We start from the raw sequence: 17,763 nt of genomic DNA, 5'->3' as shown, positions 1-17,763 counted from the left end.
GCTCTCCTAAAAGCAAAAACACCACTCAAAATCAGCTCCCATCTTTAATCTTTCTGTTAACTCAATTCTACATCAACAACACCCTGAATTAATTTCATAGCATTTGCGACATGTGAATTTACCTTATATCGCTTAGGAAGCGCAATTTCGACTTCTCGCAATCCATCCTCTTGTATTAAAATAAGCCCAACCTCTCCATTCCCCCCAAGATTTAAATTTTGTTCAATTTGTGGAAGCATATCAACTGTTTTTATAAAAAGACGCATCATTTTATGCTGTTTTAATGATTCCTGTTCCAACGACTGAATTGTTTCAATTCGCAAACTAACTCCTTCAGAACGATTTTCTGCGCTCACCGTAATAATAAAAGATTTCCCGGGTTCTAGCATCTCTTCATAATCCGAGAGTGCCTCAGAAAAGAGAACAGCTTCATATTGTCCACTTGTATCAGAAAAATGAATAATTCCCATTTTTTTACCAGATTTTGTTTTGCGCACGTTTTTTGCCACAACAGTTCCAGCAAGCCGTGCAGCCGTTGCTCCTCCTTTAACGGCATTGGCAAAATTAACCCAAGTCTGAATGCGTTTTTTGTCTAGAATAGCTTGATACTCCTCCAATGGATGCGCAGAAAAGTAAAAACCTATAGCTTGAAATTCTCGATAAAGTTTCTCAGCCAGCAACCAAGGGGTTGTTTGCGATAAGATCAATGGTTCTTTTAATCCGCCTGCCATTCCAAATATATCAACCTGCCCGCTAGAATTGTCATCGAGAATACGAAGTGCACGCGCATGAAGGGTTCCAAGATTGGCTAATAAAACCTCACGTGCAATGTTAAAACAATCAAAAGCACCAGCACAAACTAAACTTTCCATCGCACGCTTGTTAACAATACGAGGATCAACACGCGCACAAAAATCTTCCAGATCCTTAAAAATCTTATCCCCTCGACAAGTAACAATATGATCCACAACAGTTTCTCCCACTCCTTTAATGGCAGCAAGAGAATAATAAATACAGTTATCACCAACCTCAAAAACACGATGAGATGTTTGTATAGAAGGTGCAATAACTTCAATACCCAGCCTTAATGCTTCACGCCGAAAATCATTAAGTTTATCTGTATTCGTCATATCATACGTCATTGAAGCTGCTAAAAACTCAACGGGATAATTTGCTTTCATATAAGCTGTTTGGTAAGAAACAATTGCATAAGCAGCAGCGTGCGATTTATTAAAACCATAATCAGCGAATTTTGCTAAAAGATCAAAGATAATATCAGCTTGATCTTTATCAACACCACCTGCAACAGCTCCATTGACAAAACGCGTACGCTGTTTTTGCATTTCAGCATGAATTTTTTTCCCCATAGCACGACGTAATAAATCGGCTTCTCCAAGCGAATAGCCAGCAAGCACCTGAGCAATCTGCATCACCTGTTCTTGATAGACAATAACACCTTGTGTTTCTTTGATCAGATGATCTATTTTAGGATGAATAGAAGCAATTTCCTCTTCCCCATGTTTGCGTGCATTATAGGTTGGAATATTCTCCATTGGACCTGGACGATAAAGTGCGACCAGCGCAATAATATCTTCAATACGGTCTGGCTTCATTCCAATCAACGCCTTGCGCATACCAGAACTTTCCACCTGAAACACGCCAACCGTTTCACCACGTGCCATCATAGCGTAGGTTGCTTCATCATTCAGAGGGATATTTGATAAATCTATTTTAATCCCCTTTCTGGCAACAAAATCGACTGCCATTTTCAAAACAGTAAGCGTTTTTAATCCAAGAAAATCAAATTTTACCAGCCCTGCCTGTTCAACATATTTCATGTTAAATTGTGTAACAGGCATATCAGAACGAGGATCACGATACATCGGGACAAGCTCCCAAAGCGGACGATCTCCGATAACAATCCCAGCAGCATGAGTCGAAGCATGACGATAAAGTCCCTCCAACTGGAGTGCGATATCTAATGCGCGTCCAACAACGGGATCTTTTTTCTTTTCCTCTTCAAATTTAGGTTCATCCTTAATAGCATCAGCCAATTCTACCTGACTTCCTGGTGTGGCAGGAATTAATTTTGTAAGATAATCCACCTGACGATAAGGAACTTCTAAAACACGCCCCACATCACGCAAAACTGCACGTGCCTGTAACTTACCAAAGGTAATAATTTGAGCAACTTGATCACGTCCATATTTTTTTTGAACATATTGAATAACTTCTTCGCGCCGCTCTTGACAAAAGTCGATATCAAAATCTGGCATCGAAACACGATCTGGATTGAGAAAACGTTCAAAGAGAAGAGAAAACCGCAATGGATCAACATCAGTAATCGTCAATGCATAAGCAACAAGTGAACCAGCACCAGAACCCCGCCCTGGTCCAACGGGAATATCATGAACCTTTGCCCATTTTATGAAATCTGAAACGATAAGAAAATATCCAGAAAATTGCATACGCGTAATAACTGAAATTTCATAATCAAGCCGCTGCTCATAATCTGCAATCGTATACCCTTCAGCTAATCCAATTGTTTCAAGCCGCATCTTCAAACCAGCTTTAGCCTGATTTAACAACTCACTATCTTCTACTTCTAAAGTATTTTCTGAATTAGCAGATTGTTCTATAAAACGAGGCAATATCGGTTTTCGAAGAGGCGTGGCAATATGACAACGCAATGCAATTTCAACACTATTTTCTAAAGCTTCTGGAAGATCAGAAAACAGTGTAACCATTTCATCTTGTGACTTCAAATAATGATCTGGCGTCACACGTTTACGATCTGGATTAGAGACTATTTGTCCTTCTGAAACAGCCATCAGCGCATCATGCGCTTCATACCCTTCTCTCTTCAGAAAAAAGGCTTCATTTGTTGCAACAAGAGGAATTTCATGCGCATAAGCCAATTCAATAAGATCAGCTTCTACTCTCCGATCATAAGAGCCATGCCGTTGTAATTCCACATAAAGACGATCAGCAAAAGATTTTTTCAAATAAATTAAGCGTTCAACAGCATGTTCTTTTTTCTCTTCTGCTAAAGAAAGATTAATAGGCCCTCCCTTGCCTCCCGTTAAAACAATTATTCCTTCACTGTGTGCCGACAACCAATGAGCTTTAATATAAGGAGGATCAGTATCACATTTATCAAGATAAGCACGGCTCACAAGACGAACCAAATGAGCATAACCGGTTTCACTAGCAGCCAACAGAACAATAGAGCAAAAATCAGAAGGATTACGCCATTTAGCCAAACGTGAATGATCATTTTCATCACAAAAATCAACAGTAAGCTGACAACCAATAATAGGTTGTACCCCATGAGAAAGACAGTGCTGTGAAAATTCCAAAGCACCAAATAAATTATTGGTATCGGTAATAGCAACCGCTGGTGCATGATCTGAAATCGTCTGTTGAATAATTTGGGGGATTTTTAAAGCCCCTTCGAGCAAGGAATAAGCTGAATGCACTCTCAAATGAATAAAGCGAGGAAGAGAATTTTTGTTCTCTTGCATTTTATTTTTATTTTTTACCACTCTCACAATTTCCCACTACAAAATAAATGCCAAACAGCACCCCTTATAAAAGAAAAAAACTTCTGTTTATCATAACTTTAAAGCTATAAATTCATCATCCTACATAGGAGCAATATCCCAATTTTATTAATATTTATAAGAGAATTATATCAAGAAAATGCTTCTATTCACAGCAAATAAACAGCTAAAATAAAAAGAAAAATAATATAGCTCATCTAAGCACTTTAATTTTAGCTCCCTTTTATTGTATTTATCTTTAAATATTAATTTTCTTCCTAAAATTCAATGTGTAAGTAAAGCGACCTCCTCTTTATAACTTTATCCCCAAAAAGCTCTTCTAAAGGTCTAGAAAAAACAAAAAGAGCAGGTTAAATTTGCTCATGCCTCCAAGTCTTCTTACCCCTCTTTTTAATTCTATTCGAACTCTTTCTGGTATTACACCTAAAGTCTATGGTTTACTGAGCAAACTCTTAAATGTTAATCCTACACAACGCGAAGCAACTCTTATTGATCTTCTTCAATTAATGCCTCATTCCGTCATAGACCGCAGAATGCGTCCCAACATTGCTTGTGTAACAGAAGGAGACACTGTTACACTCGAAATTATCATCGATCAACATCAACCACCGCCCCGTGGTCACAACAAAATCCCCTATCGTGTTATTGCCCATGATCAAACAGGAAAAATAAATTTAGTCTTTTTTCACGCTCAGCCTCTTTGGCTAAAAAAACAACTCCCTGAAGGAAAAAAAGTCACTGTATCAGGAAAAGTTGAATGGTTTAATGGACAATTTTCAATGGCGCATCCCGACTATATTGCTCCAAGCGAACAATCAAATCAGATTCCTCTCATCGAACCTGTCTATCCCTCTACTGCAGGACTAACTGCAAAGACACTAAGACGCGCCATACAAAACGCTCTTGATTTTATTCCTCTCCTCCCAGAATGGATAGATGAAAATGTGAAAAAACAGCAAAATTTTTCTTCTTTTTCTGTTGCTTTACGCCGTATCCATGCGCCCATTAATACCAACGATCTATCCTTAGAAAGTACAGCACGCAAACGTCTTGCCTATGATGAATTGCTCGCTTGTCAATTGGCGCTAGGACTCGTGCGTTTGAAAACCAAATCTCTTGTTGGCACTTCTCGACCATCAACAGGAATTTATACTAAAAAATTGCTTAATGTCCTCCCCTTTCAACTCACAACCGGACAAAAAAAAGCAGTAGAAGATATCGCGAAGGATCTTGCTTCGCCAGAACCGATGCTAAGACTGCTTCAAGGTGATGTAGGCGCAGGAAAAACTGTTGTTGCATTGATGGCAATGGCACAAATTGCTGAAAATTCAGGACAATCAGCTTTAATGGCACCAACCGAAGTGCTTGCCAGGCAACATTTTTCCACCATTGCTCCTCTTGCCGAAAAAGTCGGATTACAAACAACTCTTTTAACAGGACGAGAAAAAGGGAAATTGCGGACAAATATCTTGAATGATATTCAATTAGGTCAAGTTTCTATTATCATCGGAACCCATGCTCTCATACAAAACAGCATTACTTATAACAATCTTGCCTTAACCATTATCGATGAACAACACCGTTTTGGTGTCCATCAACGTATCGCTCTTACAGAAAAAGGCAATAAACCTGATATGCTGGTTATGACCGCCACGCCCATTCCGCGCACACTTGTCTTAACAGCTTTTGGTGATATGGATGTATCTAAAATTACAGAAAAACCAATGGGACGACAACCCATTACAACAGCAATGCTTTCTTTGAAACGTCTTCATGAGCTTATAGAGCGAATCGCAATTGCATTAGAAAAAGGAGAAAAGCTCTATTGGATTTGTCCTTTAGTGGAGGAATCGACAGCTCTTGATCTCACTTCAATTGAAAACCGCTTTGCATTTCTCCATGAACGCTTTGGTGCACACGTTGGTATGATCCATGGAAAAATGTCTACAGCAGAAAAAGAAGCCGCTATGGCATCTTTTAAATGTGGAAATACACGTATTTTAGTTGCAACCACCGTCATTGAAGTGGGAGTAGATATTCCAGATGCTTCGATCATTATCATCGAACACGCGGAACATTTTGGCCTTTCACAATTGCACCAATTACGTGGACGTGTAGGACGAGGCAATAAAAAATCTTCCTGCATTTTGCTCTATAAAGATCCTCTGACTAAAACAGCAGCAACACGCCTTAATATTATCCGCAATACAGAAGATGGTTTTGAAATCGCTGAAGAAGATTGGCGCCTGCGAGGCGAAGGAGAGCTTTTAGGTACCAAACAATCCGGAGTCCCTGAATTTCATATAGCAAACCTTGCAGTTCATAGCGATCTTTTGTCAATGGCAAGAAAAGATGCTCGTTTATTTTTACAACGCGATCCTCATCTTTCTTCTCAGCAAGGACAAGCTTTACAGTTGCTGCTTTATCTTTTCGGACACGATGATGCTACACGCCTCTTGCGAGCAGGATAACAAAGCCCCTCTAATAAAAAATTAAAATACCTCTCTGTTCAAATACGATTTTCTCTCTTAGAATAAACCATAAATGATCTATACAATCCCTTACCATCTTTATGCTTCATGAAAGAGTGACAAACCAACAACAGCATCTTTTCTTTCAATCTAAATTATTCTTGCATTAAAACAGTAGAAGAAATATTGCGCCTTTTTCTATCATTATATTCACATAGCTGATCTATTTTTTGACAGGTCAGAAAATATTTTTTATTTTATCGTAAAGAATTTAGAAAGAAAAATCCCGTCTCCGATATTCTCGTTCAACAGAGAAAAGTGAAAAAAATAAGCTATCATTATAAATCAATTTCTTACACTTGATTATTCTCCCAAAGATTCAGAAATATACTTTTATTCAACCGTGACTGATTTTGCTAAATTACGGGGTTGATCGACATCTGTTCCTAATAAAACAGCCGTATGATAAGCGATTAACTGAACAGGGAGTGCATAAATAATAGGAGAAATAAATTCTGGAACTTCTGGCAAAGTGATCGTTGATAAAGTCTTAAGACAAGCTACTTCTGCTCCTTTTTTATCGGTTATTAAAATAATACGACCATTACGTGCTACCACTTCTTGCATATTAGAAAAAGTTTTTTCAAACCACCGATCATAAGGTGCAACAACAATAACAGGTATTGTCTCATCCACCAAAGCAATTGGTCCATGCTTCAACTCACCCGCCGCATAACCTTCAGCATGAATATAAGAAAGCTCTTTCAATTTAAGGGCTCCCTCCAAAGCAATCGGATAAGAAGTCCCACGTCCCAGATAAAGAACACTTTTTGCATTCACTAAATCACGACAAATACATTCAATTTTGCTCTCTAATTTTAAGACCTCATTTAAAATACGTGGAACTTCTGCCAATTGTTGAACCAATTGCTGTTCCATTTGAACCGAGAGATAGCCACGTTGTTTAGCAGCACTAAGTGCTAGTGAAGCAAGCGTTGCCAATTGACAGGTAAAAGCTTTTGTTGACGCAACACCAATTTCCGGTCCGGCAAGTGTTGGGAGAATAAAATCAGCCTCCCTTGCCATTGTTGATTGCTCTACATTCACAATTGTTGCTGTTTTTACACCCCGCTCACGACAATAACGCAAAGAAGCCAATGTATCAGCTGTCTCACCAGATTGAGAAACAAACAGCGACAACACATCAGACGTTATAGGAGGTTCACGATAACGAAACTCCGAAGCAACATCATTATCAACACTTAAAGCGGCAAATTTCTCAAACCAATAGCGCGCAACTAAGGTTGAATAATAAGCCGTTCCACAACTCGCAAAAAGGAGACGATGAATATTTTTCCAATCAATCAAATTCTCAAATGATCGAACGGCATAATTTCCAAGATCAAGATAATGCGCCAAATTATGAGAAATCACTTCAGGTTGTTCAAACATTTCCTTGTGCATAAAATGACGATGATTACCCTTAGAAATCAATAAAGCCTCTTCAAGTAATGTTGTCACAGGACGTTTTACCGGTTGATTATATACATCATAAATTTTGACGCCTTCCCGTGTGAGAACAGCCCAATCCCCATCTTCCATATAGCTAATATGATCAACGAATGGTGCCAAAGCAATCGCATCTGACCCCACAAAAAATTCATCTTTTCCATAACCAATTGCCAGAGGTGGACCAGAACGAGCCGCAATCATAAGGTTATCTTCACCTTCGAAAATAAGAACAATAGCAAAAGCCCCCTGCAGCCTTTTCCAACTGGTACGTACAGCTTCTTGCGGAGAAAGACCTTCTTTTAATGCACGCGTTATTAAATGTGCAATAACTTCCGTATCCGTCTCTGTTTCAAAGATATAACCATCTTCTATGAGTTCCTTTTGCAATTCTACAAAATTTTCAATAATACCATTATGAACAATCGCAAGCTTTTCAGTCACATGGGGATGCGCATTGCGTTCAACAGCAATTCCATGCGTAGCCCAACGGGTATGACCAATCCCTAAACTTCCCTCAAGAGGTGTTTTTTTTAATTTTTCTTCTAAATAAACAAGCTTCCCCTCAGCACGTACACGATAAAGATGCCCATTATGGACTGTTGCCACCCCAGATGAATCATACCCTCTATATTCAAGACGTTTTAACCCCTCAACCAAAGAGGACGTAACACACCTCTTTCCAATAATTCCAATAATTCCACACATTAAAAAGCTCCAACCCACATCTTAAGATTTAAATCTTATAAAACAATCCAACAGCCTTTATTTAAAACTATAAATAATAAAATAATTCAAACATGGAGTACGGCAATCTTTAAGAATAAACATCCTATCCATCGTTAGATTCACACGAAACAAAGGAATAGACTGAAAATAATCATTTTTTCTGTTTGTTTTCTAACAAGCGCTCTCGAAATTTTGTCGCATAGCCCTCTTTTATAACCTGTCGTGCACGCCCAAAAGCCATACTGTTCATAGGAATATTTTCAGTAATAACACTTCCTGAAGCAACATAAGAGCCATCCCCTATTACTAATGGGGAAACAAGTGCCGTATTAGACCCAACAAAAGCATAATCACCAATCATGGTTTTATATTTGTTAAATCCATCATAATTGCAAGTAATCGTACCGGCTCCAATATTGGTATGTGCACCAATTTCGGCATCACCAATATAACTTAAATGATTGATTTTAGAAGATTCTCCTACCTTAGCTTGTTTGACTTCACAAAAATTTCCAATCTTTACGGACTTCGCCAACTCTGTTCCAGGACGCAAACGTGCATAGGGACCAATCTGTGCATCCTTACCAACCACAGCACCCTCGAGATAACTAAATGCATGAATAACAGCACCAGATTGTACTTTCACGCTTAATCCAAAATAAACATTTGGTTCTATCACCACCCCTGGTTCAATTTCTGTATCATAAGAAAAATAGAGTGTCTCTGGTTTTAAGAGTGTAACACCCGATAACATTAAATCGCGCGCTTTACGTTTTTGCCACAAAGAATCAGCCTCAGAAAGCTCAAGACTGTTATTAATTCCTACAATATCTTCAAAAGGAACTTCAACAACACGCACATCTAATCCTTCGCGTGTTGCAAGAGCAGCAATATCTGTTAAATAATATTCTTTTTTCACATTGTTATTACCAACCTTCTCTAAAAGAGAAAGTGCATGTTTTCCACGCATAGCGAGTATTCCACCGTTACAAAAAGAAATCTTTTTTTCTTCATCGCTAGCGTCTTTTTCTTCTACAATTGCGATCAATTGACCATTTTTCTCGAGAAGACGCCCATAACCTGTTGGATTTTGGGTATGAAAACCTGCAAAAACAACATCTGCTCCATCAGCAAGCTGTGCACGCATTTGGTGCAATGAATCTTGCTGAATGAGAGGCGTATCCCCCAAAACAATGAGAATATCATCCACTTCCTTTTGCAAAGCTAAACGAGCAGATAAAACAGCATGAGCTGTTCCTAAACGCGCTTTTTGTTCAAAAATCATCGCATCTTTTACAAATGACTGAACAACGTGCGTAACCTCCTTAGCACCAAATCCCACAACGACTGCTAATTGTGAAGAGCCTGCCAATTCTATTTGTTTTAGAACATGGCATATAAGAGGCAATCCAGCAATTTTATGAAGTACCTTAGGCAGAGACGATTTCATGCGTGTCCCTTCACCTGCAGCAAGAACAATAGAAAGACAACTTCTAACCATAAAAACACATAAGACTAACGAGAAAATCCAAAAAAATTCATAATATCGTGCCAACGAATATCTTCAATATAACTCAACGAAGGATAATGTTCTAAAAGCCAAAATGAAAGATCCTGCATAGAGCCTGTTAAAAACAAAATCCCTGTAAGAATAAGAAAAACACCAATAATTTTTTCAACTTTTCCTAAATGAATACGAAAAGCTCCTAAAAATCGCATAAAACTGCTCGAAAATAAAGCTGCCAACATAAAAGGAATAGCAAGACCTAATGCATAAACCGCTAATAGAACAGCTCCCTCTCCCACAGTTTCTTTTGTTCCAGCAAGCGTTATAATAGGGCCTAAAATGGGGCCAATACACGGTGTCCAACCAAAAGCGAAAGCTAACCCAATAATATACGCGCCTAAAGGACCAGCAGGTGTTTTTTTGGTCTGAAAACGCGCTTCACGAAATAAAAAAGCGATCTTGAAAATCCCCAAAAAATTTAAACCAAAAATAATAATGACAATTCCAGCAGCAAGGGCGAACCAATCACGATAATAACCAATGAATTTCCCAATTGTGCTAGCACTGGCACCTAAAGCAACAAAAACAGTCGTAAACCCGAGAACAAAAGCAATAACAGAAGACAATAAAGCCCACCGTATAAAGACTTTCTCATCACGATTTTCTGAACGAAAATCATCAATACCAACACCTGCCATATAGCACAAATAAGGAGGAACTAATGGCAAAACACAGGGCGACAAAAAAGAGAGTGCCCCAGCAAAAAACACACCAACTGTTGAAATTTCAATCAAAACTCATACCCCGTCTCTCATCATAGTTTACCCCCATGAACAACGATCAATCCACATCTTCATCAATTCGTTGCATATTTTGCTCATTCGCCACCACACTTATATCTTCATCATGACCAGAAACGACTGAAAAAACTTTTTGATAGATTTTATCTTTATTTTTAGCAATTGCAATATACTCTCCCTCCGCTAACACGAGTGAAACATAAGCACCAACTGTTTCATAAACGATATCACCAGAATCATTGGCAAGAGACCAACTTGTATCTGCAAGCGCTTCCCCTCCTTCTTGTCGTACCAGCTTTAAGACAATCTGAGCAGCCTGATGTTCAAGGGTAACTTCTGTCATTTTACCAGCATCCACTTGAATATCGGAACGAGCCGTCGCATTAATAGAACCATAATGGGAAGCAACATGGTAGCGTCCAGCTTTTAAACGTACAACTGATTGGGGTTTAACATTTGATAAAATCACCCCCGTATCATCATTTTCTTTTTCATCCTCATAAATGGTAAAACGTAATTCCTTTTCATTCATTACACCATTAAGCAGTGTTGCATTTAAAATGACACCACCAGCCTCAAGATTAAAGTTTTTTACAAGACTCTGTCCATTTTCTAGGCGAATATGGCGCACAGCACTCATATGACCAAATGAGACATGAACAAGATAACTTCCTGGTTCGAGATCAAAACGTGCACTTCCCCCCTTATGGATTGCCACTAATGGTAATTTATTATCAATCCCTAAAATAGGGGCATAAACCCGCCAGACAAGCCCTTTTTCAATACCCGGATGACTATTTGTTAATCGAGCATTCAAAATGAGTTGTGTTTGAGATGCTAAATTTTCTTTTCCCTGCTCTTGAGACTTTACAATAAAACTCCTTGATTGTCCCTGCTGCTGATCTTGCCCTTCTTCTTCAGAAAAAGCACAGTGACTCCAGATCAATAAAGTAAGCACCACGCACAACCATACACATCGGTGCACTATTTTTATAAGAATACCCATTTTCACATTGTTGACCAACATGATATTTTTTTCAAGAAACAATATCACAAAGCCATCATTTTAGATTGAAAAACTTACACCACAACCACATGATGAAACAGCATTGGGATTGTGGATTTGAAAAGACTGCCCCATAAGATCATCAACAAAATCAATCTCAGCTCCTTCCATGAAAGGAAGTGATAGTAAATCAATAAACACAACTGCCCCATTTTTTTTGAGAACGAGGTCATCTTTACACATGTCAGAAACCAAGTCATATTTATAAGAAAAACCAGAACACCCACCACCTTCAACAGAAATACGTAATGCTATTTTATCGGGTTCACGCAAAAGTATCTGTGCAATTTTTTGGGCAGCAACATCTGAAATTTTCACATTCATTTTATATATCCTTGCATTAAACCATCAAGAAAGAGTATCCCATACTCAAAGAGAAGTTTATTTGTCATAAACCACTCTCAATTTTAAAATGATAATGGGCAGCTTGCAATGGATATAGGCAATATCAACTTCAATTACCAATCTCGAGCAGTGTACAGTGCTCATCCGCAAACAAGCCGTGGTAGATTATTCCATGAAACGATGAGCACCACACGCTCACCTTTTCAACGAGATAGAGATCGTATTATCCATTCTAATGCATTTCGACGTCTTAAACATAAAACGCAAGTGTTTATTGCTGATGAAAGCGATCATTATCGTACTCGCCTAACCCATTCCATAGAGGTCTCTCAAATTGCAAGAACATTAGCCCGTGCCCTGTGCCTTGATGAAGACCTTGCCGAAGCCATTGCCCTTGTTCACGACTTTGGACACACGCCCTTTGGCCATGCTGGAGAAGATGCACTTAATGAAGCCATGGTACATTATGGCGGCTTTGATCATAATGCACAAGCATTACGCATTGTCACAAAACTAGAACAGCGCTATGCAAATTTTGATGGACTTAACCTTACATGGGAAACCCTCGAAGGACTTGTAAAGCATAATGGTCCCCTTTTAGGTCCTCACGCGAAGAATAAGGAGGTTCCTATCGATATTTTACAATACAATGCAGAGCAAGACCTTGCACTCGATTGTTTTGCAGGACTAGAAGCGCAATGTGCTGCTATTGCAGATGATATCGCATACAATGCGCATGATATTGATGATGGTCTACGTTCGCAATTTTTAACACTCGATCAATTTGAACATGTTTCACTAACAGCAGCAATATTAAAAGATATAACAGATGAGCATCCCCACCTCGACCAAGCGCGTCGCGGTTACACACTTGTACGAAGACAAATAACAACCATGGTTGAAGATGTTATCAAACAATCACAAGAAAATTTAGCACGCATCAAACCAACAAGCATAAACGATATTCACCAAGCAAAACAAACTATTGTTACCTTTTCACCAACAATGACCGTTTATGAAAAAGAACTAAAAAACTTTTTATTTAAAAATCTTTACTACCATGAACAAGTTCTTAGTCGTCGCAATGCAGCAAAATGCATTGTACAAAAATTATTCAATTGTTATTATGAAAATCCAAATACAATGCCTGAAAGTTGGCAGAGCAAAACAGTGCACTTAAAAAATCAAGAGTTAGCACGTTTGATTGCTGACTTTCTTTCAGGCATGACAGATCACTACGCTCTACGTGAATATCACCGTTTATTTGACCATACAGATAATTTCGTCTAATGGCTTTTGGCATCATCATGGAAGCTAAATATGAATATCTTTAAAAACTTCGAAAAAAAAATTAAGAGATCAATTGAATTATCTGATATAAAAGGAAAAAATGGAGAAGATCTAGATTTATCAAAAATCACTGTTGATCCTCCGCGTGATTCCTCCCATGGTCATTTATCAACCAATGCTGCTATGGTGCTTGCAAAATCTATTGGAATCAATCCACGTGCACTTGCAGATAAAATCATAGAACTTCTTAAAAATGATTCCTCTATCGAAAATATAGATGTTGCCGGTCCTGGTTTTATAAACATAAAGCTTACAAAATTATTTTGGCAAGATGCTATAAAATCCATGCTTGAATCAGGCACTTCTTATGGTCGTATCCCAATGGGACAAGGAAAACGCGTCAATGTTGAATATGTCTCAGCAAATCCGACAGGACCAATGCACGTAGGACACTGCCGCGGAGCGGTTGTTGGAGATGTTCTCTCCAATTTGCTGCAATTTACGGGCTATAACATTACAAAAGAATATTATATCAATGATGCTGGTCAACAAATCGAAGTCCTCGCCCACTCTGTACTATTGCGCTATCGTGAGGCTCTTGGGCAAGAAATTAATGAAATTCCAGAAGGGCTCTATCCTGGAGAATACTTGATACCATTGGGACAATCGCTTGCTCAAGAGTTTGGTGATCAACTCCTCACGATGGATAAAGATGAAGCCTTATCTCTTGTAAAAGAACGTGCAATTCATGCAATGATGACCATGATTCGCGAAGATTTGGCTGCTCTTAATATTTATCATGATATCTTTTTTTCTGAGCGAATGCTTTATGCAGATAATGCACGCGCCATTCGTAACACCATCAACGACCTCACTTTAAATGGTTATATCTACAAAGGAAAACTCCCCCCTCCCAAGGGACAAAATACAGAAGATTGGGAACCAAGTGAACAAACTTTGTTCCGTTCAACAAATGTTGGTGATGACCAAGACCGTGTTTTAGTTAAATCTGATGGTTCTTACACTTATTTTGCTGCTGATGTTGCTTATTTTCGGGATAAATTTAATCGTCATTTTGATGAAATGATTTATATTCTAGGCGCAGACCATGCTGGCTATGTAAAGCGGCTAGAGGCAATGGCAAAAGCAATTTCTGGGGATAAAGCTAAATTAAGCGTCTTCTTATGTCAATTGGTAAAACTTTTTCGCAACGGTCATCCTGTACGCATGTCAAAAAGAGCAGGATCTTTTGTCACTCTACGCGATGTTGTCGAAGAGGTTGGGCGTGATCCTGTGCGTTTTATGATGCTATACCGTAAGTGTGAAGCACCTCTTGATTTTGATTTTGCAAAAGTAACAGAACAATCAAAAGATAACCCCATCTTTTACGTACAATATGCAAGTGCACGTTGTCACTCAGTCTTTCGTCAAGCACAAGAAGCGCTTCATATTAAAAGCTTTTCAAATGATACATTAATCGCCCATCTTCATCGATTAACAGATGACCATGAAATATTGTTAATACGCAAACTTTCTGAATATCCACGTATCATTGAACAGGCCGTCGTTCATAAGGAACCGCATCGATTAGCGTTTTATCTTTATGACCTTGCTTCCAGCTTTCACACCCATTGGAATAAAGGGAGTGAAAATCTCAATTTACGCTTTATTCAACCTGATGATAAAGAGTTATCCTTTGCAAGATTGGGGTTGATACAAGCTGTTATCAATATTTTATCATCAGGACTTACCATCATAGGAGTCGAAGCACCAATAGAAATGCGTTGAAAAAGTTCTATAAATACATACAATAGGTACTCTATTGATAAACTTTTTCATGTATCCTTGCATGAGAGGGGGAAAATTTATAATTTTAATCTAACAAATCAAAATCAACCATTGATTGCACGCAGATGCAAATCACCATGTGAGAAAAGCTATGAGCGATAACGATCGCAAAAATCTACACGAAACAAAACACGATCATGAACACCATGATCCTTTGGAAAGGCTTACGCGCATTTTTAATCCGCACAAACAAAGCGGAAACCAAAATGAGCAATCTTCTTTACAGACAGATCGATCAACATCTCACCCCGAAACATCATCCCATGATGATGATTTTGATTTGTCCTTTCTAGAAGAGGAACTTGAAAATAATTTAGCACATGACTTACCGTTTGATGATCAAAAAAAACAATGGGACTTGCATGCAACCAGCAACGCAACAGCCTCAGATATTGCACAAACTGTTTCTTTCAACCATTCAAAACAAAATAATTTATCTGAAGAGAAATATTCTTCACCTAGCAGTCATGATGAAGAACAAATTTTAGATGAGCTTTCTCCATTACCAATCCCAAAGAATCAATCCCCTCAACAGAAAACAACAGCAACCAGTGCTGATCCGTTTCTTAAAAAAAATAATCTTATTTCACGATCAGAATCAGAAAATTTCTTTTTTGATAAATCTGAAAGGCGCGAAAATAAGAAAGAGATTCCAGAATCTGTTGAACAAACCAATCGGTTTTCACAAACAAATTCACAACAGCCTAAAACTACGAATATACAACAAACTTATGATGACAATCAAAACCTCTATGACACTCCTGTAAACCATCCCTATAAAATTTCAGCTGATCAAGAAAATTGGATCAAAAAAGATTATTCTGATGTCTCCTCTTCTTATCCTGATATCTCCTCTTCTACAGAGGCAAATGAGTTTTTCTCATCTTCTAACCTTATGTCAGAAAGACAAAACACTGCAAGAAATCAAACAAAAAGTACATTCTCCTCACCTTTGGATTCTCCACCAGTTGATAGACAATCTTATTTAAAGGGGGCTTCACAAGAGGATCATACAACCAATTATCCCCATTTTTTTGAAGAAAACCCTTCACAACAAGAAACTTATAGCGAAAAAGTTCCAATATATAATGAGGCTCAAGCCCAATACATCAATAACACCGAAGGTACCTCTAACCCAAATAGAGAAATTTCATATAATGAAAATAATTCAGATGAGTTTCTTTCCTCATCAGCCTCTTTGAATACAAAACAAACGGATGGCTTTTTTGCCCATAACTATACGCACAGAGATACTCCCCCTCCCAATGTTGATACTTATAAATTTTCAGAGGAAATCGTAGAAAAAACTGGCCCTATTATGGTTCCAGAAGTCCCGTATGAAGCGCCAGAATATGATGTGCCAACTAGTGGTGGTTTAGAAGAAGAATTTGCTGATGTACTTAATGTAGGAAATGTCCCAACGGATAATTTTTCTCAAAAACAACAGAAAAATGAGGTTTTTAGTGAGGTTTTTCATCAGTCTATGCAAAATTCAAAAGAAAGTGTTTATATAAACTCTAAAGAACAAAATTCCGACTATTTTTCTTCTGCCAATATGGAATATAATTTTCCCCCTTTTAGCGAGAATTCATCATACACAAGCTCAAATGAAGTTCCCACGCATCCACCAGCTCCTCCTCCCTTAAAAAGTTTTATTTTTGGTAAAACTTTCATTAAAGGTATTTTTATACTTATTTTAATAGGAATTGGATTTGCTGGTTATTCGCACTTTTTTATGCCATCACAAAAAAATGAAGAAACGATCATTATCCACGCTGATAATGCGCCTTTTAAATTCAAACCAGAAACAACTGAACCGAAAAATGATGTTGCACATAATTTAGATATCTATAAACAAACAACTGAACAAAATGAAAAACAAGAAAACACACAACAATTTCTTATTGATAACTCTGAACAACCTGAAAATTTAAAAGAATTAAATTCTGAAGAATCTTCAAACGCTTCATCTTCTTCTTTAAATGAATCTGATGTTGAAGATGCAGTCACAGAAGCCATAAACCATACTATTCCCACGCAAGAAGTACAAACTGTTATTGTAAATCAAGATGGTACAGTTACACTAGCTCCCGTACATCAAACAAAGAGCAAAACTGCTGCTCAATCTGAAGAAAACATTGATCAAACTCCTAATGAACTTCAAGATTCGTCCCTTGTTTCGTCGCATGATTCGGATATAAACAATCAAGAAATAGACCTTGATCTCAAAAATAATATTGATAAAATAATCGCAGAAAATACTTCTAGCTCAAATATTGAAGAAAAATTTATCCCTATTCCTTCTCATGCAGAAAGAAATACACAAGTTGAAACACCCGCCGCATCTCGCCCCACATCACCAAACAGAGTCGCAGCACAAAATTCAGAAAGTTATTACGTACAACTTGCATCTCAGCCAACGCATGAGCTAGCTAGAAGTTCTTTAAAAAATATGAAATCTAAATTTGGATTCCTTATCGGTGCCCGTTCTTTAAATATTCAACCCGCTTTTATACCAGGAAAAGGTACTTATTACCGTGTTCGGATTCAAACACAAGACCGTAATGAAGCCATAATCCTTTGTGAATCCATTAAAAGTTCTGGAGGAAGTTGCTTCATCACACGCTAAACCAAT

10 protein-coding genes are annotated in these 17,763 nt (G+C 38.0%); 4 read left to right on the top strand and 6 right to left on the bottom strand.

The window, feature by feature from the left end; all coding sequences use genetic code 11:
- Positions 1-56 precede the first annotated feature (56 nt).
- Positions 57-3,524 (bottom strand): DNA polymerase III subunit alpha, encoded by a 3,468-nt coding sequence (dnaE, locus tag ACFIJ9_RS04105; protein WP_375635929.1) that lies wholly within the window; start codon positions 3,522-3,524, stop codon positions 57-59.
- Between the two features lie 401 nt (positions 3,525-3,925).
- On the opposite strand from dnaE, the gene recG reads away from it, so the two are divergent.
- A complete protein-coding gene (gene recG / locus ACFIJ9_RS04100; protein ID WP_375635888.1) occupies positions 3,926-6,034 on the top strand; it encodes an ATP-dependent DNA helicase RecG in 2,109 nt (702 codons plus the stop codon).
- Positions 6,035-6,427: 393 nt separating this feature from the next.
- Here the strand turns inward: recG and glmS are convergent, their stop codons facing one another.
- The 5 genes from glmS to ACFIJ9_RS04075 all read right to left on the bottom strand — a co-directional run bounded on the left by glmS (position 6,428) and on the right by ACFIJ9_RS04075 (position 11,969).
- A complete protein-coding gene (gene glmS, locus ACFIJ9_RS04095; protein ID WP_375635887.1) occupies positions 6,428-8,251 on the bottom strand; it encodes a glutamine--fructose-6-phosphate transaminase (isomerizing) in 1,824 nt (607 codons plus the stop codon).
- A 172-nt stretch (positions 8,252-8,423) separates the two neighbouring features.
- Positions 8,424-9,773 carry a bifunctional UDP-N-acetylglucosamine diphosphorylase/glucosamine-1-phosphate N-acetyltransferase GlmU gene (glmU, locus tag ACFIJ9_RS04090; protein WP_375635886.1) on the bottom strand — a complete coding sequence of 450 codons (1,350 nt, stop codon included), beginning with the start codon at positions 9,771-9,773 and terminating at the stop codon, positions 8,424-8,426.
- Positions 9,774-9,787: 14 nt separating this feature from the next.
- Entirely contained in the window at positions 9,788-10,573 is a 786-nt protein-coding gene (locus ACFIJ9_RS04085; RefSeq protein ID WP_273788202.1) for a cytochrome c biogenesis CcdA family protein, read from the bottom strand.
- A gap of 46 nt (positions 10,574-10,619) precedes the next feature.
- A complete protein-coding gene (locus tag ACFIJ9_RS04080) occupies positions 10,620-11,606 on the bottom strand; it encodes a carboxypeptidase regulatory-like domain-containing protein (RefSeq protein WP_375635928.1) in 987 nt (328 codons plus the stop codon).
- Between the two features lie 39 nt (positions 11,607-11,645).
- Positions 11,646-11,969: a HesB/IscA family protein gene (locus ACFIJ9_RS04075; RefSeq protein ID WP_375635885.1), complete on the bottom strand. Its 324-nt coding sequence runs from the start codon at positions 11,967-11,969 to the stop codon at positions 11,646-11,648.
- A gap of 108 nt (positions 11,970-12,077) precedes the next feature.
- On the opposite strand from ACFIJ9_RS04075, the gene ACFIJ9_RS04070 reads away from it, so the two are divergent.
- The 3 genes from ACFIJ9_RS04070 to ACFIJ9_RS04060 all read left to right on the top strand — a co-directional run bounded on the left by ACFIJ9_RS04070 (position 12,078) and on the right by ACFIJ9_RS04060 (position 17,757).
- On the top strand, positions 12,078-13,280 hold the full coding sequence (locus ACFIJ9_RS04070) for a deoxyguanosinetriphosphate triphosphohydrolase (protein ID WP_273788204.1): 1,203 nt from the start codon (positions 12,078-12,080) through the stop codon (positions 13,278-13,280).
- Positions 13,281-13,310: 30 nt separating this feature from the next.
- Entirely contained in the window at positions 13,311-15,068 is a 1,758-nt protein-coding gene (argS, locus tag ACFIJ9_RS04065; protein ID WP_375635884.1) for an arginine--tRNA ligase, read from the top strand.
- Positions 15,069-15,219: 151 nt separating this feature from the next.
- On the top strand, positions 15,220-17,757 hold the full coding sequence (locus tag ACFIJ9_RS04060) for an SPOR domain-containing protein (RefSeq protein WP_375635883.1): 2,538 nt from the start codon (positions 15,220-15,222) through the stop codon (positions 17,755-17,757).
- Positions 17,758-17,763 lie beyond the last annotated feature (6 nt).

Source organism: Bartonella sp. MR90HLJMH (genome assembly GCF_042194115.1).
In the GTDB taxonomy this organism is placed as follows: Bacteria; Pseudomonadota; Alphaproteobacteria; order Rhizobiales; family Rhizobiaceae; genus Bartonella; species Bartonella grahamii.
This window is presented reverse-complemented; position numbering and strand designations above follow the sequence as displayed.

Coding starts and splice junctions, on each gene's coding strand:
- ACFIJ9_RS04075 (WP_375635885.1), bottom strand. CDS start 11,969: ATGAATGTGAAAATTTCAGATGTTGCTGCCCAAAAAATTGCACAGATA.
- glmS (WP_375635887.1), bottom strand. CDS start 8,251: ATGTGTGGAATTATTGGAATTATTGGAAAGAGGTGTGTTACGTCCTCT.
- glmU (WP_375635886.1), bottom strand. CDS start 9,773: ATGGTTAGAAGTTGTCTTTCTATTGTTCTTGCTGCAGGTGAAGGGACA.
- ACFIJ9_RS04070 (WP_273788204.1), top strand. CDS start 12,078: ATGGATATAGGCAATATCAACTTCAATTACCAATCTCGAGCAGTGTAC.
- ACFIJ9_RS04080 (WP_375635928.1), bottom strand. CDS start 11,606: ATGTTGGTCAACAATGTGAAAATGGGTATTCTTATAAAAATAGTGCAC.
- argS (WP_375635884.1), top strand. CDS start 13,311: ATGAATATCTTTAAAAACTTCGAAAAAAAAATTAAGAGATCAATTGAA.
- ACFIJ9_RS04060 (WP_375635883.1), top strand. CDS start 15,220: ATGAGCGATAACGATCGCAAAAATCTACACGAAACAAAACACGATCAT.
- recG (WP_375635888.1), top strand. CDS start 3,926: ATGCCTCCAAGTCTTCTTACCCCTCTTTTTAATTCTATTCGAACTCTT.
- dnaE (WP_375635929.1), bottom strand. CDS start 3,524: ATGCAAGAGAACAAAAATTCTCTTCCTCGCTTTATTCATTTGAGAGTG.